The 22,231-nt window shown below is 62.3% G+C and carries 19 protein-coding genes; 7 read left to right on the top strand and 12 right to left on the bottom strand.

The genetic code is table 11. From position 1 onward, the window contains the following. Positions 1-44: 44 nt before the first annotated feature. From DV532_RS16115 to DV532_RS16080, 8 genes are all read right to left on the bottom strand, one after another. Positions 45-1,988 (bottom strand): DNA topoisomerase III, encoded by a 1,944-nt coding sequence (locus tag DV532_RS16115; RefSeq protein ID WP_056803080.1) that lies wholly within the window; start codon positions 1,986-1,988, stop codon positions 45-47. Between the two features lie 171 nt (positions 1,989-2,159). After that, positions 2,160-2,588 (bottom strand): GNAT family N-acetyltransferase, encoded by a 429-nt coding sequence (locus DV532_RS16110; RefSeq protein ID WP_056803078.1) that lies wholly within the window; start codon positions 2,586-2,588, stop codon positions 2,160-2,162. Then, positions 2,581-3,747 (bottom strand): cupin domain-containing protein, encoded by a 1,167-nt coding sequence (locus tag DV532_RS16105; protein WP_056803075.1) that lies wholly within the window; start codon positions 3,745-3,747, stop codon positions 2,581-2,583. The genes DV532_RS16110 and DV532_RS16105 overlap by 8 nt, the downstream gene beginning before the upstream one ends. Positions 3,748-3,828: 81 nt before the next feature. After that, positions 3,829-5,199 (bottom strand): adenylosuccinate lyase, encoded by a 1,371-nt coding sequence (purB, locus tag DV532_RS16100; protein ID WP_056805315.1) that lies wholly within the window; start codon positions 5,197-5,199, stop codon positions 3,829-3,831. Between the two features lie 200 nt (positions 5,200-5,399). Then, a complete protein-coding gene (hflD, locus tag DV532_RS16095) occupies positions 5,400-6,026 on the bottom strand; it encodes a high frequency lysogenization protein HflD (RefSeq protein ID WP_015270973.1) in 627 nt (208 codons plus the stop codon). Further along, the gene (gene mnmA, locus DV532_RS16090) at positions 6,023-7,147 is read right to left on the bottom strand and encodes a tRNA 2-thiouridine(34) synthase MnmA (protein ID WP_056803072.1); all 1,125 of its coding nucleotides are present in this window, start codon (positions 7,145-7,147) and stop codon (positions 6,023-6,025) included. Before mnmA ends, hflD begins: the two co-directional genes overlap by 4 nt. A 59-nt stretch (positions 7,148-7,206) precedes the next feature. After that, positions 7,207-7,647 carry an NUDIX hydrolase gene (locus DV532_RS16085; RefSeq protein ID WP_025339778.1) on the bottom strand — a complete coding sequence of 147 codons (441 nt, stop codon included), beginning with the start codon at positions 7,645-7,647 and terminating at the stop codon, positions 7,207-7,209. A gap of 204 nt (positions 7,648-7,851) precedes the next feature. After that, complete coding sequence (locus tag DV532_RS16080; RefSeq protein ID WP_056803069.1) at positions 7,852-10,077, bottom strand: NADP-dependent isocitrate dehydrogenase; 2,226 nt, start codon at positions 10,075-10,077, stop codon at positions 7,852-7,854. Positions 10,078-10,505: 428 nt separating this feature from the next. On the opposite strand from DV532_RS16080, the gene icd reads away from it, so the two are divergent. Then, complete coding sequence (gene icd, locus DV532_RS16075; protein ID WP_056803066.1) at positions 10,506-11,762, top strand: NADP-dependent isocitrate dehydrogenase; 1,257 nt, start codon at positions 10,506-10,508, stop codon at positions 11,760-11,762. Positions 11,763-11,836: 74 nt separating this feature from the next. Here icd and cspD read toward each other — a convergent pair whose 3' ends face one another. Then, a complete protein-coding gene (gene cspD / locus DV532_RS16070) occupies positions 11,837-12,097 on the bottom strand; it encodes a cold shock domain-containing protein CspD (RefSeq protein WP_056803063.1) in 261 nt (86 codons plus the stop codon). Positions 12,098-12,327: 230 nt separating this feature from the next. Here cspD and clpS point away from each other — a divergent pair, with 230 nt between their 5' ends. Then, on the top strand, positions 12,328-12,690 hold the full coding sequence (gene clpS, locus DV532_RS16065) for an ATP-dependent Clp protease adapter ClpS (RefSeq protein ID WP_056803059.1): 363 nt from the start codon (positions 12,328-12,330) through the stop codon (positions 12,688-12,690). Positions 12,691-12,720: 30 nt separating this feature from the next. Beyond that, complete coding sequence (clpA, locus tag DV532_RS16060) at positions 12,721-14,991, top strand: ATP-dependent Clp protease ATP-binding subunit ClpA (RefSeq protein ID WP_056803056.1); 2,271 nt, start codon at positions 12,721-12,723, stop codon at positions 14,989-14,991. Between the two features lie 139 nt (positions 14,992-15,130). Here clpA and infA read toward each other — a convergent pair whose 3' ends face one another. The 3 genes from infA to aat all read right to left on the bottom strand — a co-directional run bounded on the left by infA (position 15,131) and on the right by aat (position 16,895). Beyond that, a complete protein-coding gene (infA, locus tag DV532_RS16055; protein WP_002553999.1) occupies positions 15,131-15,349 on the bottom strand; it encodes a translation initiation factor IF-1 in 219 nt (72 codons plus the stop codon). A gap of 101 nt (positions 15,350-15,450) precedes the next feature. Next, positions 15,451-16,158, bottom strand: coding sequence for an arginyltransferase (locus DV532_RS16050; RefSeq protein WP_056803053.1), 708 nt, complete (start codon positions 16,156-16,158; stop codon positions 15,451-15,453). A 56-nt stretch (positions 16,159-16,214) separates the two neighbouring features. Beyond that, positions 16,215-16,895: a leucyl/phenylalanyl-tRNA--protein transferase gene (gene aat, locus DV532_RS16045; RefSeq protein ID WP_056803051.1), complete on the bottom strand. Its 681-nt coding sequence runs from the start codon at positions 16,893-16,895 to the stop codon at positions 16,215-16,217. Positions 16,896-17,241: 346 nt separating this feature from the next. On the opposite strand from aat, the gene DV532_RS16040 reads away from it, so the two are divergent. The 4 genes from DV532_RS16040 to crcB all read left to right on the top strand — a co-directional run bounded on the left by DV532_RS16040 (position 17,242) and on the right by crcB (position 22,204). Next, positions 17,242-19,809, top strand: a complete 2,568-nt coding sequence (locus DV532_RS16040; protein ID WP_372339973.1) for a DNA translocase FtsK — start codon at positions 17,242-17,244, stop codon at positions 19,807-19,809. A gap of 62 nt (positions 19,810-19,871) precedes the next feature. Further along, a complete protein-coding gene (gene lolA / locus DV532_RS16035) occupies positions 19,872-20,495 on the top strand; it encodes an outer membrane lipoprotein chaperone LolA (RefSeq protein WP_056803045.1) in 624 nt (207 codons plus the stop codon). A gap of 12 nt (positions 20,496-20,507) precedes the next feature. Further along, on the top strand, positions 20,508-21,833 hold the full coding sequence (locus tag DV532_RS16030) for a replication-associated recombination protein A (protein ID WP_056803042.1): 1,326 nt from the start codon (positions 20,508-20,510) through the stop codon (positions 21,831-21,833). Continuing rightward, positions 21,830-22,204, top strand: a complete 375-nt coding sequence (gene crcB, locus DV532_RS16025; protein ID WP_056803039.1) for a fluoride efflux transporter CrcB — start codon at positions 21,830-21,832, stop codon at positions 22,202-22,204. The genes DV532_RS16030 and crcB overlap by 4 nt, the downstream gene beginning before the upstream one ends. Positions 22,205-22,231: the final 27 nt, after the last annotated feature.

Below are 22,231 nucleotides of genomic sequence, written 5' to 3'. Positions count from 1 at the left end.
GCCAATGTGTTGGGCGGGTTTTGTCGCCTCTACCGGGAAAAGCCTCAGGTTGCCGGCTTTTTCCGAGGCTGCCTTGGCTTGCCAGTGGCTGCTTTGCTTTTACCCCCAGCCCGGCGTTTCTTCTTCCAAGGCGGCGCCGCCCCCGCCGCTGGCCCGCTGATGGTCATGCGCATGCCGCTGCAGCGCTCAACCAGCTTGCCCATCCACGCCGACTGCCGGGCGACGAACTCTTCCAGGGTCATCTCGCCACTCTGCACCATGTCCAGCGCCTGCTCCCAGATCGCCGTGGTGCCGGGGTCGGCAATCGCCCGGGGTACCGCGTCGATCAGGCTGAACGCCGCAGGCGTGGCCGCCAGCGCCTTGCCGTTCTTCACCAGGTAACCACGGTCGAGCAGGCCCTGGATGATGCTGGCGCGGGTGGCCTCGGTGCCGATGCCGGTCGTTTCCTTAAGCTTCTGCTTCAGCCGTGGGTCGTCCACCAGCTTGGCCACGTTCTTCATCGCCTTGATCAGGTCGCCTTCGGTAAACGGCTTGGGCGGCTGGGTCCACAGGTCTTTCAGTTGCAGGCCTTGCACGGCGCAGTCCTGGCCTTCGCGCAGCGCTGGCAGCACCTGGGCCGGTGGTGCTTCGCGGCCCTTGGCCGGGGTTAACGCTTCGGGCAGGGCACGGCGCCAGCCCGGTTCGACGATTTGTTTGCCCACCGCACGCAGGGCATGGCCGGCACAGTCGAAGTCGGCCTGGGTGCGATCATACTCGTGGTTGGGCAGGAACTGCGCCAGGTAGCGGGCGCGAATCAGGGTATACACCGCCTTGTACTTGGGCGGCAGGCGTGACGGGTCGCTGGCGGCGGCGGTGGGGATGATGCCGTGGTGGGCGCTGACCTTGGCGTCGTTCCACGCTCTGGAGCGGCGCTGGGGCTCCAGGTGGGGTTGCAGGGGGGCCAGGCTGGCATCGGCCCGCTGCAGGGCGGCGAGGATCGCCGGTGCCTCGGCGTGCTGGCTTTGCGGCAGGTAACCGCAGTCGCTGCGCGGGTAGGTGATCAGCTTGTGGGTTTCGTACAGGGCCTGGGCGATGTCGAGGGTTTCCTGGGCGCCGAGGCCGAACTTTTTCGAACACAGCTCCTGCAGGGTGCCCAGGTCGAAGAGCAGGGGGGCGGCTTCACGCACACGCTCGGTGACCACTTTGACGGCGCGGGCAGTGCCGGCATTGCCGATGTCGCTGGCGGCCTGTTGCGCCAGGGCCTGGTTCAGGCAGCGGCCTTGGTCGTCGCAGGCGCCCTCGGGGGCACGCCACTGGGCGTTGAAGGCTTGCCCGGCGTGTTCGAGTTGCACGTCGATGGCCCAGAACGGTACCGGTATGAAGTTGGCGATGCTACGGTCGCGGTCAACCACCAGGCGCAAGGTTGGCGTTTGCACCCGGCCCACCGGCAGCACGCCTTGGTAGCCGGATTGCCGGCCCAGTAGGGTGAACAACCGGCTCATGTTCATGCCGATCAACCAGTCGGCGCGTGAGCGGCCCAGCGCCGAGTGGTACAGGTTGAAGGTTTCGTGGCCTGGCAGCAGGCGCGCCAGGGCCTTGCGGATAGAGGCGTCGTCCAGCGCCGACAGCCACAGGCGCTGCACGGGGCCGCGGTAGCGGCAATGCTCGACCAGTTCGCGGGCAATCATTTCGCCTTCGCGGTCGGCGTCGGTGGCGATCACCAGTTCCCGCGCTTCGCCGAGCAGGCGCTTGACTGCTTTGAACTGGCTGGCGGTTTTGGGCTTGACCAGCATCTTCCACTTTTCTGGGATGATCGGCAGGTCGGCCAGGCTCCAGCGCTTGTAGCGTTCGTCGTAGCTGTCGGGCGGGGCGGTTTCCAGCAGGTGGCCGATGCACCAGGTTACGCAGACGTCGGTGCCTTGCCAGCAGCCGTCGCCCTTGCGGGTGGCGCCGAGCACTTTGGCGATGTCTTTTGCCTGGGAGGGTTTTTCGCAGAGGAACAGGCGCATGGCCGGGGACGCTTCATCGGGGGTGATGGGCACTAGGATGCGCAAGCGGGGGCGCAGAGGCAAGTTTTATCTGGATGGATGTACAGGTTTTTGTCAGTGGAGGTGTATTTGACTGTACCGGCCTCTTCGCGGGTAAACCCGCTCCCACAGAGGCCGGTGCAGGTTAGCGGGTCAGGCGCGCGAGTCGCGCACCATGTCCACGTGCGGGATGCCGGCTTCGAGGAACTCCTCGCTGACTACGCGAAAGCCCAGCCGCTCGTAGAACGGCGTGGCGTGCACCTGGGCGCTGAGCATCTGCTGCTTCAGGTCGCGGTCTTGCGCTTCGACGATGACCGCGTTCATCAGTGCATCGCCCACCTTCAGCCCACGCCAATCTTTCAGCACCGAAACCCGGCCAATGGTGCCGTCGGGCAGCAGGCGTGCGGTACCGATCGGGTAGTCGCCTTCCAGGGCCAGGAAGTGCGCGGCGGTCGGGTCGTCCGAGTCCCACTCAAGCTCCGGCGGCACATGCTGTTCGGCAATGAACACTGCTTCGCGGATACGGCGAATGTCGGCGTTGTCCTTTTGCCAATCAGCGAGGCGCACACGAATTTTATTCATTGGCGAATCCCAGGCTTCCTTGTTTGACCAACTGCTGTACCAGCATAAGGCCATCTTCGTCCTGTAGCCACTCGCCGAGGTTGTCGATGTGCAGGGCGTCAGCGGCGCAGATCAACTTCAGCAGCTCGCGCAGTTTGCCCGGCAGCGGGCAGCTGCGGCCGCTGGCGAACAGCAGCAGGTCGTCCTCGAACTCCGACCACGCCATGCGCGCGCTTGGGTTGCGGATCAGGATGGCGCCTTGTTCAAGGGCGTCGATCAGCTCTTCTTCGGTCAGCTCTTCGCCAACGATCTGCTCAGGGTAACGCGGCTCGGTCATGAACTGGCCGAACCAGGTCAACAGCAGGTCTTTGTCACCCATGTGCTTGTCGAGCAGGGCCTTGAGGCGATCGAGGGCGTCGTGCTGGATCTGGTGCGGGTCGCTGACCGGCTGGGCATCGGCGTCACTGTAGCGCTCTTCATCGGGCAGGAACTGGCCAAGGAAGTCGGTGAAGTGGGTCAGCACTTCGGCGGCGCTGGGTGCGCGGAAGCCGACCGAGTAGGTCAGGCAGTCGTCCACGGCGACGCCGTAGTGGGCCAGGCGCGGAGGCAGGTAAAGCATGTCGCCTGGTTCCAGGGTCCATTCTTCGCTCTGCTCGAATTCGGCGAGGATGCGCAGGTCAGCGTGTTCCAGCAGTGGGCTGTCGCTGCTGCACATCTGGCCGACTTTCCAGTTGCGCTGGCCGTGACCTTGCAGCAGGAACACGTCGTAGTTGTCGAAATGCGGGCCGACGCTGCCACCCGGGGCGGCGAAGCTGATCATCACGTCATCGATACGCCAGCTGGGCAGGAAACGGAAGTTTTCCAGCAGTTCGGCCACTTCCGGGACGAACTGGTCCACGGCTTGCACCAGCAGGGTCCAATCCTTTTCCGGCAGCTCGGCGAAGGTGTCTTCGGTGAACGGGCCGCGACGCATCTCCCACGGGTGAGCGCCGTGCTCAAGCACGATACGCGACTCGACTTCCTCTTCCAGGGCCAGGCCGGCCAGCTCGTCAGGGTCGATCGGGCTGATGAAGTCCGGGAAGGCCTGGCGCACCAGCAGCGGCTTTTTCTGCCAGTAGTCGCGCATGAATTCGCGGGCCGAGATGCCGCCGAGCAGCTGCAGTGGAGTATCAGGATTCATGTTCAACCTATTGAAAAAATGTAATTTTCGTCCGGGAATAAAAACGCCCGGCCAGGCCGGGCGTTGAACGCGACGCTCAGCTTAGATGCGTTTAGCCTGTGCTGCCGCGTTGCCGATGTAGGTAGCAGGGGTCAGCTGCTTGAGCTCGGCCTTGGCTTCGGCTGGCATGTCCAGGCCGTCGATGAAGGTCAACAGCGCTTCAGGGGTGATGCCTTTGCCACGGGTCAGCTCTTTGAGCTTCTCGTAGGGGTTTTCGATGTTGAAGCGGCGCATCACGGTCTGGATCGGCTCGGCCAGTACTTCCCAGCAGGCGTCCAGGTCGGCAGCGATGCGGGCTTCGTTGACTTCCAACTTGCCGATGCCTTTCAGGCTGGCTTCGTAGGCGATGACGCTGTGGGCAAAACCCACGCCCAGGTTGCGCAGCACGGTGGAGTCGGTCAGGTCACGCTGCCAGCGCGAGATCGGCAGCTTGCTGGCCAGGTGCTGGAACAGCGCGTTGGCGATGCCCAGGTTGCCTTCGGAGTTTTCGAAGTCGATCGGGTTGACCTTGTGCGGCATGGTCGACGAGCCGATTTCGCCGGCAACGGTACGCTGCTTGAAGTAACCCAGCGAGATGTAGCCCCACACATCACGGTCGAAGTCGATCAGGATGGTGTTGAAGCGGGCAATGGCGTCGAACAGCTCGGCGATGTAGTCGTGCGGCTCGATCTGGGTGGTGTACGGGTTGAACTGCAGCCCCAGTTCGTCTTCGATGAAGGCGCGGGCGTTCTGTTCCCAGTCGATCTGCGAGTAGGCCGACAGGTGGGCATTGTAGTTGCCCACGGCGCCGTTGATCTTGCCCAGCAGCGGCACGGCAGCGACCTGGGCGATCTGGCGCTCCAGGCGGTACACGACGTTGGCCAGCTCTTTACCCAGGGTGGTCGGCGAAGCCGGCTGACCGTGGGTGCGCGACAGCATTGGCACGTCGGCGTGGGCGTGGGCCAGGGCGCGGATGGCATCGGCAATCTGGCGCATCAGCGGCAGCAGCACGTCGTCACGGCCGGCGCGCAGCATCAGGGCGTGGGACAGGTTGTTGATGTCCTCGCTGGTGCAGGCGAAGTGGATGAACTCGCTGACTTTGGCCAGCTCAGGCAGCTTGGCAGCCTGCTCCTTGAGGAGGTATTCGATCGCCTTGACGTCGTGGTTGGTGGTGCGCTCGATTTCCTTGACGCGTTCGGCGTGCTCGAGCTTGAAGTCGGTGGCCAGGCTGTCCAGCAGGGCGTTGGCTTCGGCGGAGAACGCCGGCACTTCGCCGATCTGCGGGTGGGCGGCCAGACGCTGCAGCCAGCGCACTTCGACCAGGGCGCGGAAACGGATCAGGCCGAATTCGCTGAAAATGGGGCGCAAGGCCTGGGTTTTGCCGGCATAACGGCCGTCTACAGGGGAAACCGCAGTGAGCGAAGAAAGCTGCATGGGGTGTTCTCGGACAGTCAGGCTTTTGGAAGGGCGCATATCATACATGAATTTTGCGCCTGGGTCGGGTGGCTGACCAAAGGTCGGGCCTATAAAACATGTCACAGTCCCCCTGGAGGAGCGGGTTTACCCGCGAATGCGACGGCACATTCGGCATCGCATTCGCGGGTGAACTCGCTCCTACAGGGTCGGCGTCGTCTTCAGGAAGGCGAACGCATCATGTCGTACAGTTCGTTGAGCAACTTGCGCCGGCTGAACACCAACTGCCAGCGGTGCCCGCCCAGCTGGCGCCACAGGCGCGCGGCGCGGATACCGGCTAGCAGCAGTGCACGAATTTTCGAGGCGTTGCTGGCCTGCTGCAGGAAGCGCATGTCGCCATGCACCTGGATGCGCTGGCGCAAGGTGCTGAGGGTGTCTTGGTACAAGGCGCCACTGGAAGCGATGACGTTTTCATGGACCAGGCCGAAATGCTCGGCCTGGGACTGAATTTGCGGCAGGCGGTTGCCGATGGTGTCGAGCAGGTCGCCACGTTTGTTCAGCTGGCGCTCCAGGCCCAGCATCGACAGGGCATAGCGCAGCGGCTCACGCTGCAGGCTGCTGGGGTCGCGCTCCAAGGCGCCGACCAGCGCCCGGTAGCCGTCGCGCAGGTTCAGGTCGTCGCCGCCGAACACCTCCAGGGTGTCCTTGGGGTCACGAACCAGCAGGCTGCCCAGCATGCAACCGATGTTGGCCTCGCTGGCCTGGCCGGTGCGGGCGATACGGTCCACCAGTACAGCGGCCTGGAACACACCGCCCAACGCAATCAGCTGCTCCTGCAGGTTGCTCATGCGCGCGGGCTCCACGGCTCGGCGGCTTCGATCACGCCACCACCCAGGCACACTTCGCCGTCGTAGAACACCACCGACTGGCCCGGGGTGACGGCACGCTGCGGCTCGTCGAACACGGCGCGGTAGCCGCTGGCGGTGCGCTCCAGGGTGCACTGCTGGTCGCTCTGGCGGTAGCGCACCTTGGCGGTGAGCTGGCGCGGGCTGCTGAGGTCGACGGGGTTGACCCAGAAGATGTCCGAAGCGAGCAGGGCGCGGGAGAACAACCACGGGTGTTCATTGCCCTGGCCGACCACCAGCACGTTGCGGGTCAGGTCCTTGTGCAGCACGTACCACGGCTCGTCGCCGGCGTCCTTCAGGCCGCCGATGCCCAAGCCCTGGCGTTGGCCGATGGTGTGGTACATCAGGCCGTGGTGGCGGCCGATGACTTCACCGTCGGTGGTTTCGATGTTGCCGGGCTGGGCCGGCAAATACTGCTTGAGGAAGTCGCTGAAGCGGCGTTCGCCGATGAAGCAGATACCGGTGGAATCCTTCTTCTTGGCGGTGGCCAAGCCGTGCTTTTCGGCGATGGCGCGCACTTCGGGCTTTTCCAATTCGCCGACCGGGAACAGGGTGCGGGCGATTTCCTTGCCGCCGACAGCGTGCAGGAAGTAGCTCTGGTCCTTGTTCGGGTCCAGGCCTTTGAGCAGTTCGGTGAGGTCGCCGGTGTCGCGGCGGCGCACGTAGTGGCCGGTGGCGATCAAGTCGGCACCCAGCGACAGGGCGTAATCGAGGAACGCCTTGAACTTGATTTCGCGGTTGCAGAGGATGTCTGGGTTGGGCGTGCGGCCGGCCTTGTATTCTTCGAGGAAGTGCTCGAACACGTTGTCCCAGTATTCGGCGGCGAAGTTGGCGGTGTGCAGCTTGATGCCGATGCGGTCGCACACGGCCTGGGCGTCGGCCAGGTCTTCACGGGCGGTGCAGTATTCGGTGCCGTCATCCTCTTCCCAGTTCTTCATGAACAGCCCTTCCACCTGGTAGCCCTGCTCGATGAGCAGAAGGGCGGAGACGGAAGAGTCCACGCCGCCGGACATGCCGACGATGACGCGGGTCTTGGCGGGGTCTTTGAATGCTGGGCTGGTCATGGGTACCGGTGTGTATCAAGGGGGAAAAACGCCGATTCTATCAAACCCGCGGCGCCGCGTCAGTCACGCAGCAGGTCAAGGCTGTGCAAGGGGCCTTTGAGGTAATCGTCAAGGCAGCGTGGCACCAGCTCGCTGCGCCAGCGGGCCGGGTCGGCCAGCAATTCGTCGCGGGTCAGCCATACGGCGCGGACGATGTCGCTGTCCAGTGCCAGGTCGGCGTGGTGGCGCACGGGGCGGGCGGCAAAGCAGATGCGCTGGTAGGTCACGCCGTTGCTGGGGGCGGTGTAGAGGTAGATGCCGACGACGCCGGTGAGCTCGACTTCCCAGGCGGTTTCTTCGAGGGTTTCGCGCAGGGCGGCCTGGGGCAGGGTTTCGTTCGGTTCGAGGTGGCCGGCGGGTTGGTTGAAGACGTGTTGGTTGGCTTTGAATTCTTCGACGAAGAGGAACTTGCCTTCGTGTTCGACGATGGTGGCGACGGTGATGTGCGGTTGCCAGGTCATTTGCGGTGTCCTTTCAGATTGCCGGGAGCGCTTTGCGGTCCATCGCCGGCAAGCCAGCTCCCACAGGTACTGTGCAGATCCTGAATCTTGTGCCGTATGCGAGGGAGCTGGCTTGCCTGCGATGGGCTGCAGTGCAGCCCCATTTCCCAGAAAGCACAAACCCCGGTGCGTGGCCGGGGTTTGGGCTGTTACTTCAAGCGGACCTTACAGGGCGGCAATGGCGCTATTCAGGGTTTGGCTTGGGCGCATCACCTTGGCGGTCAGCTCGGCATCCGGGGCGTAGTAGCCACCGATGTCGGCCGGCTTGCCCTGAACGGCGTTGAGCTCGGCGACGATGGTCTCCTCGTTCTCGGACAGGGTTTTAGCCAGTGGGGCGAAGCGTGCCTGCAGGGCAGCGTCGTCGCTCTGGGCAGCCAGGGCCTGGGCCCAGTACAGGGTCAGGTAGAAGTGGCTACCGCGGTTGTCGATACCACCGACTTTGCGCGAAGGCGATTTGTTGGTGTCGAGGAACTTGCCGGTAGCCTGGTCCAGGGTGTTGGCCAGGACCTTGGCGCGCGGGTTGTCGTAGGTGTTGCCCAGGTGCTCCAGGGAGGCGGCCAAGGCCAGGAATTCACCCAGCGAGTCCCAACGCAGGAAGTTCTCTTCTACCAGCTGCTGCACGTGTTTCGGTGCCGAACCGCCGGCGCCGGTTTCGAACAGGCCACCGCCGTTCATCAGCGGCACGATCGACAGCATCTTGGCGCTGGTGCCCAGTTCCATGATCGGGAACAGGTCGGTCAGGTAGTCGCGCAGTACGTTGCCGGTCACCGAGATGGTGTCCTTGCCTTCGCGGATGCGGGCCAGGGAGAACTTGATGGCGTCGACCGGGGCCAGGATGCGGATGTCCAGGCCGGAGGTGTCGTGATCCTTCAGGTACTTCTGCACTTTCTCGATCATCACGCCATCGTGAGCGCGGGCTGGGTCCAGCCAGAACACTGCAGGGGTGTTGCTGAGACGGGCACGGTTGACGGCCAGCTTGACCCAGTCCTGGATCGGCGCGTCCTTGACCTGGCACATGCGGAAGATGTCACCGGCTTCGACGTTTTGCTCCAGCACCACGTTGCCCTTGCCATCGACCACGCGCACGACGCCGTCGGCCTTGATCTGGAAGGTTTTGTCGTGGGAGCCGTATTCTTCGGCCTTTTGCGCCATCAGGCCAACGTTCGGCACGCTGCCCATGGTGGTTGGGTCGAAGGCGCCGTTGGCCTTGCAGTCTTCGATGGTGGCCTGGTAGATACCGGCGTAGCAGCGGTCCGGGATGATTGCCTTGGCATCCTGCAGTTCGCCGGCGGCGTTCCACATTTTGCCCGAGTCACGGATCATGGCTGGCATCGAGGCGTCGACGATTACGTCGCTCGGCACGTGCAGGTTGGTGATGCCTTTGTCGGAGTTGACCATGGCCAGGGCTGGGCGCTCGGCGTACAGGGCCTGGATGTCGGCTTCGATTTCGGCCTGCTTGTCGGCTGGCAGGTCCTTGATGCGGGCGTACAGGTCGCCGATGCCGTTGTTGGCGTTGAAGCCGACTTCAGCCAGCGCAGCGGCGTGCTTGGCCAGCACGTCGTTGTAGAACTCTTCGACGATGACGCCGAACATGATGGGGTCGGAGACCTTCATCATGGTGGCCTTCAAGTGCACCGACAGCAGCACGCCGGCGGCCTTGGCATCGGCGATCTGCTCGGCGATGAAGGCTTTCAGCGCCTTGCGGCTCATGGTCGCGCAGTCGATGATTTCGGCGGCTTTGACCGCGGTCTTTTCTTTCAGCACGGTGGTGCTGCCGTCTTTGCCGAGCAGCTCGATGCGCAGGCTGTCGTCAGCCTCGATCAGTGCGGCTTTTTCGCTGCCGTAGAAGTCGCCTTGGGTCATGTGGGCAACGTGCGACTTGGAGTCGGCAGCCCAGGCGCCCATCTTGTGTGGGTGCTTGCGGGCGTAGTTCTTGACCGACAGCGGGGCGCGGCGGTCGGAGTTGCCTTCGCGCAATACCGGGTTCACGGCGGAGCCCTTGATGCGGTCGTAGCGGGCGCGGGACTCTTTTTCTTCCGCGGTGGCCGGCTCGTCGGCGTAGTCAGGGATGTTGAAGCCCTTGCCTTGCAGTTCCTTGATCGCGGCTTTCAGCTGCGGTACCGAGGCACTGATGTTCGGCAGCTTGATGATGTTGGCTTCAGGAGTGGTAGCCAGTTGGCCCAGTTCCGCCAGGTGATCGCCTACTTGCTTCTCTGCGCCCAGTTGCTCCGGGAAGGCGGCGAGGATGCGGCCAGCCAGGGAGATGTCGCGAGTTTCGACGGCGATGTCAGCCGAAGCGGTGAAGGCTTCGATGATCGGCAGCAGCGAGTAGGTGGCGAGGGCGGGGGCTTCGTCGGTGAAGGTATAGATGATCTTGGAACGGGTGGGCATGCGGGTTAACTCTCTGTGTGCTGAGCGTGCTCGAGTCTCGTGGTGCGCAGGGTAGGCGCATCGCCCTGGCAGCGCCATGAGCGGAAAGTCGAGAGGCTGCGAGCGGTGATGGTGGATGCATCAGTCGAGCGTCAAGTGCTGAGCTGCGGTAACAGATCAGGCTTAGTGGCCAGGCCTACAGGCCATTCTTGGCCAAGGGCGGTCCGCATTTTCCTGGGATTCGCCCCGATGACCCTTCGGTCGCGGCGGAGTATACCAAACCATTCGGGCTAATCAGCAAGGCTAAGTGATATCGGCCCATTTATAAGACCAAAGACTAAGCGGCAATGTGGCGTAATGCCGCATGCCTTGCAGGTCGGCAGATGTGGTTTAGGCTGAGTGGATCGCACGATGTCCAACCACACACCCGACAGCGGAGTAGTGCAAGCATGGGATACCAGAAAATCACGGTTCCGACCGACGGCACCAAGATCACCGTCAATGCCGACCATTCGCTTAACGTGCCTGACAACCCGATCATCCCCTATATCGAGGGCGATGGGATTGGCGTCGATGTCTCGCCCGTGATGATCAAGGTGGTCGATGCCGCCGTGCACAAGGCCTATGGCGGCAAGCGCAAGATCGCCTGGATGGAAGTGTTCGCCGGTGAAAAGGCTACCCAAGTGTACGACCAGGACACCTGGCTGCCGCAGGAAACGCTAGACGCCGTGCGCGATTACGTGGTGTCGATCAAGGGCCCACTGACCACCCCGGTCGGTGGCGGTATCCGTTCGCTCAACGTGGCCCTGCGCCAGCAGCTCGACCTGTATGTGTGCCTGCGTCCAGTATTGTGGTTCCAGGGCGTACCGAGCCCGGTGAAAAAGCCCGGCGACGTGGACATGGTGATCTTCCGCGAGAACTCCGAGGACATCTATGCCGGGATCGAGTGGAAAGCCGGTTCGCCCGAGGCGAACAAGGTGATCAAGTTCCTCAAGGAGGAAATGGGCGTTACCAAGATTCGCTTCGACCAGGACTGCGGTATTGGCGTCAAGCCGGTGTCCCGCGAGGGTACTAAACGCCTGGTGCGCAAGGCCTTGCAGTACGTGGTGGACAACGACCGCGAGTCGCTGACCCTGGTGCACAAGGGCAACATCATGAAATTTACCGAGGGCGCCTTCAAGGACTGGGGCTACGAAGTGGCACGTGATGAGTTCGGCGCCGAACTGCTCGATGGCGGCCCTTGGATGAAGTTCAAAAACCCGAAAACCGGCCGCGAGGTCATCGTCAAGGACGCCATTGCCGACGCCATGCTACAGCAGATTCTGCTGCGCCCGGCCGAATACGACGTGATCGCCACCCTCAACCTCAATGGTGACTACCTGTCCGATGCCCTGGCGGCGGAAGTGGGCGGTATCGGCATCGCCCCTGGTGCCAACTTGTCCGATACCGTGGCCATGTTCGAAGCCACCCATGGTACCGCGCCCAAGTATGCCGGGCAGGACAAGGTCAACCCGGGGTCGGTGATTCTCTCGGCAGAGATGATGCTGCGCCACATGGGCTGGACCGAGGCGGCCGACTTGATCATCAAGGGCACCAATGGCGCAATTGCTGCCAAAACCGTGACCTATGATTTCGAACGGCTGATGGACGGGGCCAAGTTGGTAAGCAGTTCAGGGTTTGGCGATGAAATGATCAAGCACATGTAAGGCAACGAAAACCGGCCGCCTCTGGTTAAGGAGGCGGCCGGTCTTTTCGTTTACCAGCAGGCAGCGCGGCAATTTCAGGCGTCGGCAGTGCTGCTGGCTGGTCGTGCGCTAGCTGGCGCAGGTGCGGCAGTGGAGGCGCTGGCGATGTTGATCGCATGCAGGCCTTTGGGGCCCTGGACGATGTCGAAGCTCACGGCCTGGCCGGCCTTGAGGGTCTTGTATCCGTCCATCTGGATGGCTGAGTAATGAGCGAACAAGTCTTCGTCCTTGCCCTCTTCATTGATGAATCCATAGCCCTTGGCATTGTTGAACCACTTGACTTTACCGCTTGCCATCCCTATGTCCCTCTGCAAAGGACTCCATCACTGGAGTATCATCCACTTCATCCGCATACGAACCTTGCGAAAAATCTGGTTGACTGCGCGGATCTTTATCGACCACGGTGGGTTCTTATTGGTTGTAACACCGTTTTGCCGATAGTCAAGGTCACGCGGCGCCTGCGCCGGCTGCGGCCTGTGCAGTCAACCCACAACCTTAACCTGACGCTCATGATGAAATTCTTTCCATGCATGTACCTAGTGAGATTCGACTAACATTCAATCAGGATCGCCCGCAATCGAATGAGGACGACGGCTCAGGTCTTGCAGTTCAGGAAGCCAAGCCGATCCTGCAGGCGCCACCGATGTACAAGGTGGTTTTGTTCAACGATGACTACACGCCAATGGATTTCGTCGTCGAAGTGCTCGAGACGTTCTTCAGTCTGAACCGCGAGCTGGCGACCAAGATCATGCTGACCGTCCATACCGAAGGGCGGGCAGTGTGCGGATTGTTTACCCGTGACATCGCCGAAACAAAGGCCATGCAGGTCAACCAATACGCCAGGGAAAGCCAGCATCCGCTACTCTGTGAAATCGAGAAGGACGGTTAATCGCCGACCACTTGGGTATGAGGTGAAGCTATGTTAAACCGCGAGCTCGAAGTCACCCTCAATCTTGCCTTCAAGGAGGCTCGTTCGAAACGTCATGAGTTCATGACCGTCGAACATCTGCTGCTAGCACTCCTTGACAATGAGGCTGCCGCGACCGTTCTGCGCGCCTGTGGCGCCAATCTCGACAAACTCAAGCACGACCTGCAAGAGTTCATCGATTCCACCACGCCCCTGATTCCGGTCAACGATGAAGACCGCGAAACTCAGCCGACCCTGGGCTTCCAGCGCGTATTGCAGCGTGCTGTGTTCCATGTGCAAAGCTCCGGTAAGCGTGAAGTCACCGGCGCCAACGTGCTGGTGGCGATCTTCAGCGAACAGGAAAGCCAGGCTGTGTTTCTGCTCAAGCAGCAGAGCGTGGCCCGCATCGACGTGGTCAACTACATCGCCCATGGCATCTCCAAGGTGCCGGGCCATGGTCCGCAGTCTGAAAGCGACCAGGAAATGCAGGACGAAGAGGGTGGCGAAACCTCCTCTTCGAGCAACCCGCTGGATGCCTATGCCAGCAACCTGAACGAGCTGGCCCGTGCCGGCCGTATCGACCCGTTGGTAGGCCGCGAGCAGGAAGTGGAGCGCGTGGCGCAAATCCTTGCCCGCCGGCGCAAGAACAACCCGCTGTTGGTGGGTGAGGCTGGCGTCGGCAAGACCGCTATCGCCGAAGGCCTGGCCAAGCGCATCGTTGATGGTCAGGTGCCCGACCTGTTGTCACAGAGCGTGGTGTATTCCCTCGACCTGGGTGCCTTGCTGGCCGGTACCAAGTACCGCGGTGATTTCGAGAAGCGCTTCAAGGCGCTGCTGGGCGAGCTGCGCAAGCGCCCGCAAGCGATTTTGTTCATCGACGAAATTCACACCATCATCGGTGCCGGTGCGGCTTCGGGCGGGGTGATGGATGCGTCCAACCTGCTCAAGCCACTGCTGTCGTCGGGCGAGATCCGTTGCATTGGCTCCACCACCTTCCAGGAGTTTCGCGGCATCTTCGAGAAGGACCGTGCCCTGGCGCGGCGCTTCCAGAAGGTCGATGTCAGTGAGCCGTCGGTCGAAGACACCGTGGGCATCCTGCGCGGCCTGAAGGGGCGTTTTGAAAGCCACCACAACATCGAGTACAGCGACGAAGCCCTGCGCGCTGCTGCCGAGCTGGCCTCGCGCTACATCAATGACCGGCACATGCCGGACAAGGCCATCGACGTGATCGACGAGGCCGGTGCCTACCAGCGCCTGCAGCCGGAGGCCAACCGTGTCAAGCGCATCGACGTGCCCCAAGTTGAGGACATCGTCGCCAAGATTGCGCGGATTCCGCCAAAGCATGTCACCAGTTCCGACAAGGAGTTGCTGCGTAATCTGGAGCGCGACCTGAAGCTGACGGTATTTGGTCAGGATCAGGCGATCGACTCGCTGGCCACCGCCATCAAGCTGTCCCGTGCCGGCCTGAAGTCGCCCGACAAGCCCGTTGGTTCGTTCCTGTTCGCTGGCCCTACCGGCGTCGGCAAGACCGAAGCGGCGCGGCAGCTGGCCAAGGCGCTGGGCGTAGAGTTGGTGCGCTTCGATATGTCCGAGTACATGGAGCGCCACACCGTGTCGCGCCTGATCGGTGCCCCGCCTGGTTATGTTGGCTTCGACCAGGGTGGTTTGCTGACCGAGGCCATCACCAAGCAACCGCACTGCGTTTTGCTGCTCGACGAAATCGAGAAGGCCCACCCAGAAGTCTTCAACTTGCTGCTGCAGGTGATGGACCACGGTACCCTGACCGACAACAACGGGCGCAAGGCTGACTTCCGTAACGTGATCCTGATCATGACCACCAACGCCGGTGCTGAAACTGCTGCGCGGGCCTCGATCGGCTTCACCCATCAGGACCATGCGTCCGATGCCATGGAAGTCATCCGCAAGAGCTTCACGCCGGAGTTCCGGAACCGCCTGGACACTATCATCCAGTTCGGCCGCCTGAGCCACGAGACGATCAAGAGCATCGTCGACAAGTTCCTTATCGAACTTCAGGCGCAGCTGGAAGACAAGCGTGTACTGCTGGAAGTCAGCGACGACGCGCGCGGCTGGCTGGCGGCTTCGGGCTATGACGTGCAGATGGGTGCGCGGCCGATGGCGCGGCTGATCCAGGACAAGATCAAGCGGCCACTGGCTGAGGAGATCTTGTTTGGCGAGCTGGCCGAGCATGGCGGCGTGGTGCACGTCGACCTGCGCGATGGCGAACTGGTGTTCGACTTCGAGACCACGGCTGAGGTGGCGTAAACGGCTGGGGCCGCTTAGCGGCCCATTAAGCGGTACCTGTAGGCGCGGGCTTGCCCCTGAAGGGCTGCCAAGCAGCCCCTTGCAATCTTGCAGGTACAAAAAAGCCCGGCACATGGCCGGGCTTTTTTATGGCTGGAGCTTAGCGCGCACGGTAAGTGATGCGGCCCTTGCTCAGGTCGTAGGGCGTCAGCTCGACGCGAACCTTGTCGCCAGTGAGAATACGGATGTAGTTTTTGCGCATCTTTCCGGAGATGTGCGCGGTTACGACGTGCCCGTTTTCCAACTCCACGCGGAACATGGTGTTGGGCAGGGTGTCGACGACAGTACCTTCCATTTCGAAGCTGTCTTCTTTCGACATGCAGTAGAACCCTCGGATCCAGTGTTGGCCCGACGCATAACCGCACCGGGCAAAAAAGTGGCGTGGATTATGCCCGAAAACTGTGTGTCAAGCCAATGCTTTCAGTTGAGGGTGACCCAGCGCTGGTTTATCAACAACTCGATAGGCCGATACTGCGTCTTATAGTTCATTTTCTTGCAGTTCTTGATCCAGTAACCCAGGTAAACCGCCTCCAGGTTTTGACGCAGGGCTTCGGTGATCTGCCAGAGGATGGCGAAGCGGCCCAGGCTGCGGCGCTCTTCATCGGGTTCGTAGAAGGTGTACACCGCTGACAGGCCATTGGGCAGCAGGTCGCACACCGCTACCGCCATCAAACGACCGGCAAGGCGAAACTCGTAGAACCAGCAGAACGGTAAGTCGCGCACCAGGAAGGTGGAGAACTGGTCGCGGCTGGGCGGGTACATGTCACCGTCGGCATGGCGGGTTTCGATATAATGTCGGTACAGGTCGAAGTACTCTTCCTTGAACGCTGGGCGCGCCGCAGTCACCGTGAGGTCGGCGTTGCGTTTGAGGATGCGCCGTTGCTGGCGGTTGGGTAGGAAGCGCGCCGCAGGGATGCGTGCTGGCACGCAGGCGTTGCAGTTTTGGCAATGGGGGCGGTACAGGTGGTCGCCACTGCGGCGGAAGCCCATTTCCGACAAGTCGGCGTACACGTTGACGTCCATCGGCTGGCTGGGGTCGAGGAATAGCGTGGTCGCCTGCTCATCGGGCAGGTAGCTGCAGGAGTGGGGCTGAGTGGCATAGAACTTCAACCGCGCCAACTCTGTCATGATCAACCCCCTCGGTGAGCCTTTGTTTTAAGTGTAAGCCAGCTATGGGAACTCGCCTAGGGAACCCATGTGGCGCTGTTGGGCTGGTCGAGGTGACGTGCCAGGTAACCAGCGAAATCGGTGCGGCTGATGGCGCGTGCGCCAAGGCTATGCAGGTGGTTGGTCGGCATCTGGCAGTCGATGAGGACGAAACCGGCTTGGCGCAGGTGGTTGACCAGGGTCACGAAGCCGACCTTGGAGGCGTTGTCGGCGCGACTGAACATCGATTCGCCAAAGAACAGTTGGCCCATGGCCAGGCCGTAGAGGCCGCCGACCAGTTCGCCGTCCTGGCGTACCTCCACCGAATGGGCGATGCCACGCCGGTGCAGTTCGCAATAGGCGTTGCGCATGGTGTCGGTGATCCAGGTGCCGTCGGCGTAGTCGCGCGGCGCGGCACAGGCTGCGATCACTGCCGGGAAGTCGGTGTCGAAGCTGACCTGGTAGCGGCCCTGGCGCATCAGCTTAGCGAGCGAGCGTGACACGTGAAGCTGCTCTGGGAACAGCACTGTGCGTGGGTCGGGCGACCACCAGAGGATCGGCTGGCCCTCTTGGTACCACGGGAAGCAGCCGTGGCGATAGGCCTGCATCAGGCGCTCGGGGCTCAGGTCGCCGCCAGCGGCGAGCAGGCCGTTGGGGTCGTGCAGGGCCTTTTCCAGTGGCGGGAAGGTTAGCGAGTCGCGGGTCAGCCAGGTGAGCATGGTCTATCGTGCGGTGGGGGAGGGGAGAGGGCAGCATGGCCTGGGTGAAAAGCAGGGTCAATCTCTTTGGCTGCTTCGCGGGCGCGCTCGTCTCCACAACAGCCCCAAAGCCTTCAAGGCTTGCACAAGGCACGAGGAAATTAGGCAATTTCCTACACATTCATCAAGCTGCAGGCACCATCCGCTACATTTGCTGTCACACCTGTGCAAAAACACAGCATAAGCCTTTGTCACAGAAGAAAATGCGTGCTCAAATTGCAGCTATTGAAAGTCGCCCCCGGCCAAATCCCCTTATGGCGTGCCGCCATGGCGGCTGGCGGGCAGTAATGTTAAAAGTAGTGGTTCATTGGTCGCTCCGCCGGCCGATCACTATTGGACGCGCAGCACGCGCAGGAATAGACGCGTTTTGAAGAAATCCACCGCAACCCCAGCTCCTTTGCCCGTGCCCCTGTGGCGGCAGCAGCTGCATTATCGCCTCAAGGAAGGTGCGTTGATCGCTGTCGGCGCCCTGTGCCTGTACCTGTGGATGGCGCTGCTGACCTACGACACCTCGGACCCGGGCTTCAGCCACACCAGCAACGTCGACCAGGTGCAGAACGCCGCTGGGCGTGCCGGTGCCTACTTCGCCGACATCCTGTTCATGGTGCTGGGGTACTTTGCCTATATCTTCCCGTTGTTGCTGGCGGTCAAAACCTGGCAGATTTTCCGCCAACGTCACCAGCCGTGGGATTGGAGCGGCTGGCTGTTCTCCTGGCGGCTGATTGGCCTGGTGTTCCTGGTGTTGTCTGGTGCGGCGCTGGCGCATATCCACTTCCACCCACCGGCGAGTCTGCCGTTTTCCGCGGGTGGTGCCCTGGGCGAAAGCCTGGGAGAGCTGGCGCGCAACCTGTTGAATGTGCAGGGCAGCACGCTGATGTTCATTGCCCTGTTCCTGTTCGGCCTGACCGTGTTCACCGACCTGTCCTGGTTCAAGGTAATGGACCTGACCGGCAAGATCACCCTGGACCTGTTCGAGCTGGTGCAAGGCGCCGCCAACCGCTGGTGGGAAGCGCGCAACGAGCGCAAGCGCCTGGAGGCGCAGCTGCGTGAGGATGAGCCGGTGGTCAAGGCAGCACCGATGGCTGCCGAGAGGCGCGAGCCGGCCAAGCCGGCGCTGCGTGAGCGCATCTTCAAGCGTGAAGAGGCACCCGCCCAGCCGGTCGAGCCGCGCGAACCCACCCTTGCGCGCGAGCCGGTGGTTGCGCCACGTGAGCCTGTAGTGCCGCGTGAACCGGTGGTGGCGCGTGAACAGCACACGTTACCGACCATCGTGCCACCGGCGCCGGCGCCGGCACCGGTCAAGGCGCCAGAGCCAAGCAAGCGGGTGATGAAAGAGAAGCAGGCACCGCTGTTTATCGACAGCGCTGTGGAAGGCACCTTGCCGCCTATCTCCATCCTGGACCCGGCCGAACAGAAAAAAATCGAGTACTCGCCAGAATCCCTGGCAGGTGTTGGCCAGTTGCTGGAAATCAAGCTCAAGGAATTCGGTGTGGAAGTGGCGGTGGACTCGATCCACCCGGGCCCGGTGATTACCCGTTACGAAATTCAGCCGGCCGCCGGTGTGAAAGTCAGCCGTATCGCCAACCTGGCCAAGGACCTGGCGCGGTCGTTGGCGGTAACCAGCGTGCGTGTGGTCGAGGTCATCCCCGGCAAGACCACCGTGGGTATCGAGATACCCAACGAAAACCGGCAGATGGTGCGCTTCTCCGAAGTGCTGGCTACCCCGCAGTACGAAGAGCAGAAGTCGCCAGTCACCCTGGCCCTGGGCCACGACATTGGCGGCAAGCCGGTGATTACCGACCTGGCCAAGATGCCCCACCTGCTGGTGGCCGGTACTACCGGTTCGGGTAAGTCGGTAGGTGTGAACGCGATGATCCTGTCGATCCTGTTCAAGTCCGGCCCGGAAGACGCGCGGCTGATCATGATCGACCCGAAAATGCTCGAACTGTCGATCTACGAAGGTATCCCACACTTGCTATGCCCAGTGGTCACCGACATGAAGGACGCCGCCAACGCCCTGCGTTGGAGCGTGGCCGAGATGGAGCGGCGCTACAAGTTGATGGCCGCCATGGGCGTGCGCAACCTGGCCGGCTTCAACCGCAAGGTCAAGGACGCCCAGGAAGCCGGCGAGATCATCCATGACCCGTTGTATCGCCGCGAGAGCATGGACGACGAACCGCCTGCGCTGAAAACCCTGCCGACCATCGTGGTGGTGGTGGACGAGTTCGCCGACATGATGATGATCGTCGGCAAAAAGGTCGAAGAGCTGATCGCCCGTATTGCGCAGAAGGCGCGTGCGGCGGGTATTCACTTGATCCTCGCCACCCAGCGCCCGTCGGTGGACGTGATCACCGGCCTGATCAAGGCCAACATTCCAACCCGCATGGCGTTCCAGGTGTCGAGCAAGATCGACTCGCGGACCATCATCGACCAGGGGGGGGCCGAGCAGCTGCTGGGGCATGGTGACATGCTGTACATGCCACCGGGCACCAGCCTGCCGATCCGTGTGCACGGTGCGTTCGTTTCCGACGATGAAGTACACCGTACGGTCGAAGCGTGGAAGCTGCGCGGCGCCCCGGATTACAACGACGACATCCTCAACGGCGTCGAAGAGGCCGGCAGTGGCTTTGATGGCGGCGGCGGCGGCGGCGGTGGTGATGGTGACGATGCCGAAACCGATGCCCTGTATGATGAAGCCGTGCAATTCGTGCTTGAGAGTCGTCGTGCTTCCATCTCGGCTGTACAGCGCAAGCTGAAGATCGGCTACAACCGGGCGGCGCGCATGATCGAGTCGATGGAGATGGCCGGCGTTGTCACCCCGATGAACAGCAACGGCTCGCGGGAAGTGATTGCCCCGGGCGGCCCGCGCGACTGATGAACACCTTGTCGGGCGCCAACCTTGGCGCCTGGCCTATTCAATGCTCAATGAGGATTACCATGCGCGCGATTCGCATGCTGTTGGTTTCTGCCCTGACCCTGGGCTCGGTTACTGCTTATGCCGGTGAGCAAGACGTACAACGCCTGACCCAGTTGCTGGAAAAGTCGCAGACCATCGAGGCCAACTTCTCCCAGCTGACCCTGGGTGCCGATGGCACCAGCCTGCAGGAAACCTCGGGCAAGATGACCGTCAAGCGCCCCGGCCTGTTCTACTGGCACACCGATGCGCCGCAAGAGCAGGTGGTGGTGTCCGACGGCAAGAACGTCACCCTGTGGGACCCGGACCTGGAACAGGCCACCATCAAGAAGCTCGATGTGCGCTTGAATCAAACCCCAGCGCTGCTGCTGTCGGGTGATGTGTCGAAAATCAGCCAGAGCTTCGACATCGCCTCCAAGCAGCAGGGCGAAGTCATGGACTTCACCCTCAAGCCGAAAACCAAGGACACCCTGTTCGACTCACTGCGCGTATCGTTCCGCAAGGGCCTGATTAACGACATGCAGCTGATCGACAGCGTCGGCCAGCGCACCAATATCCTGTTCAATGGCGTCAAGGCCAACCAGTCGGTGCCGGACAGCACGTTCAAGTTCGACATCCCCAAAGGCGCGGATGTGATCAAGGAGTAACCAGAGCTCGTCATGGACCTGTTTCGAAGCGAACCCGTCGCCCAGCCCCTGGCCGCCCGCTTGCGCCCGTCCAACCTGGACGAGTACGTCGGCCAGGAGCACCTGCTGGCGCGTGGCAAACCGCTGCGCGAGGCGCTGGAGCAGGGCGCGCTGCATTCGATGATCTTCTGGGGGCCGCCAGGGGTGGGCAAGACCACTCTGGCGCGGCTGCTGGCGCAGTTCTGTGATGCGCACTTCGAAACCGTGTCGGCGGTACTGGCCGGGGTGAAAGAGATACGCCAGGCGGTCGAGGTGGCCAAGCAGCAGGCTGGTCAGTATGGCCGCCGCACCATCCTGTTCGTCGACGAAGTGCACCGCTTCAACAAATCGCAGCAGGACGCTTTTTTGCCCTATGTCGAAGACGGCACGCTGCTGTTCATTGGCGCCACCACCGAAAACCCGTCGTTCGAGCTAAACAACGCGCTGCTGTCACGCGCGCGGGTGTATGTGCTGAAAAGCCTGGACGAGGCAGCGCTGCGCAAGCTGGTCAATCGCGCGCTGACGGAAGAGCGCGGCCTGGGCAAGCGCAACCTGCGGGTTGGCGATGACGCCTTCAAGATGTTGATGGCGGCGGCCGATGGTGATGGCCGGCGCATGCTCAACTTCCTCGAGAATGCCTCGGACCTGGCCGAAGATGGCAGCGAAATCGACGTCGAGATGCTGCAGAGCCTGCTCGGTGACAGCCGCCGTCGCTTTGACAAGGGCGGCGAGGCCTTCTACGACCAGATCTCCGCGCTACACAAATCGGTGCGCGGCTCCAACCCCGATGGCGCCCTGTACTGGTTTGCGCGCATGCTCGACGGCGGCTGCGACCCACTGTACATCGCCCGCCGGGTGGTGCGCATGGCCAGCGAAGACATCGGCAACGCCGACCCGCGCGCGCTCAGCCTGTGCCTGGCGGCGTGGGATGTGCAGGAGCGCTTGGGCAGCCCCGAGGGCGAACTGGCGGTAGCCCAGGCCATCACCTACCTTGCCTGTGCGCCGAAGAGCAATGCGGTGTATATGGGCTTCAAGGCCGCGCTGCGCGAAGCCGCCGAGCAGGGTTCGCTGGAGGTGCCCCTGCACCTGCGCAACGCTCCGACCAAGCTGATGAAGCAACTGGGCTATGGCGACGAGTACCGCTATGCCCACGACGAGCCTGACGCCTACGCCGCCGGCGAGGATTACTTCCCCGATGAGTTGCAGCCGCGCCAGTACTACCAGCCGGTGCCGCGTGGCCTGGAGCTGAAGATTGGCGAGAAGCTACGCCACTTGGCCGACCTCGACCGCAACAGCCCCCGTCAGCGGAGAAAGCCGTGATTGCATTGATTGCCGCGGTCAGCGCCGGTGGGATTGCCGGCACCTTGTTGCGCTTTGCTACCTCGAACTGGGTAGCGGCCCACTGGCCACGGCACTTCTATGTCGGTACGCTGGCGGTCAACCTGGTCGGCTGCCTGCTGATCGGCCTGCTCTATGGCTTGTTTCTGCACAAGCCGTTGGCGCCGGTCGAATTGCGCGCCGGCCTGATCGTCGGCTTCCTCGGTGGCCTGACGACCTTTTCCTCCTTCTCGCTCGACACTGTGCGCCTGATGGAAAGTGGGCAGGTCCCACTGGCCTTGGGCTATACCAGTATCAGCGTAGTGGGCGGGCTACTGGCCACTTGGGCCGGCTTGTCCCTGACCCGATTCTGAACCAACACCTACACATAACGAGAGAAC

Source organism: Pseudomonas sp. Leaf58 (assembly GCF_003627215.1).
GTDB lineage: Bacteria > Pseudomonadota > Gammaproteobacteria > Pseudomonadales > Pseudomonadaceae > Aquipseudomonas.
The sequence above is the reverse complement of the archived record's forward strand: the minus strand, read 5'-3'. Positions and strand labels throughout refer to the sequence as shown.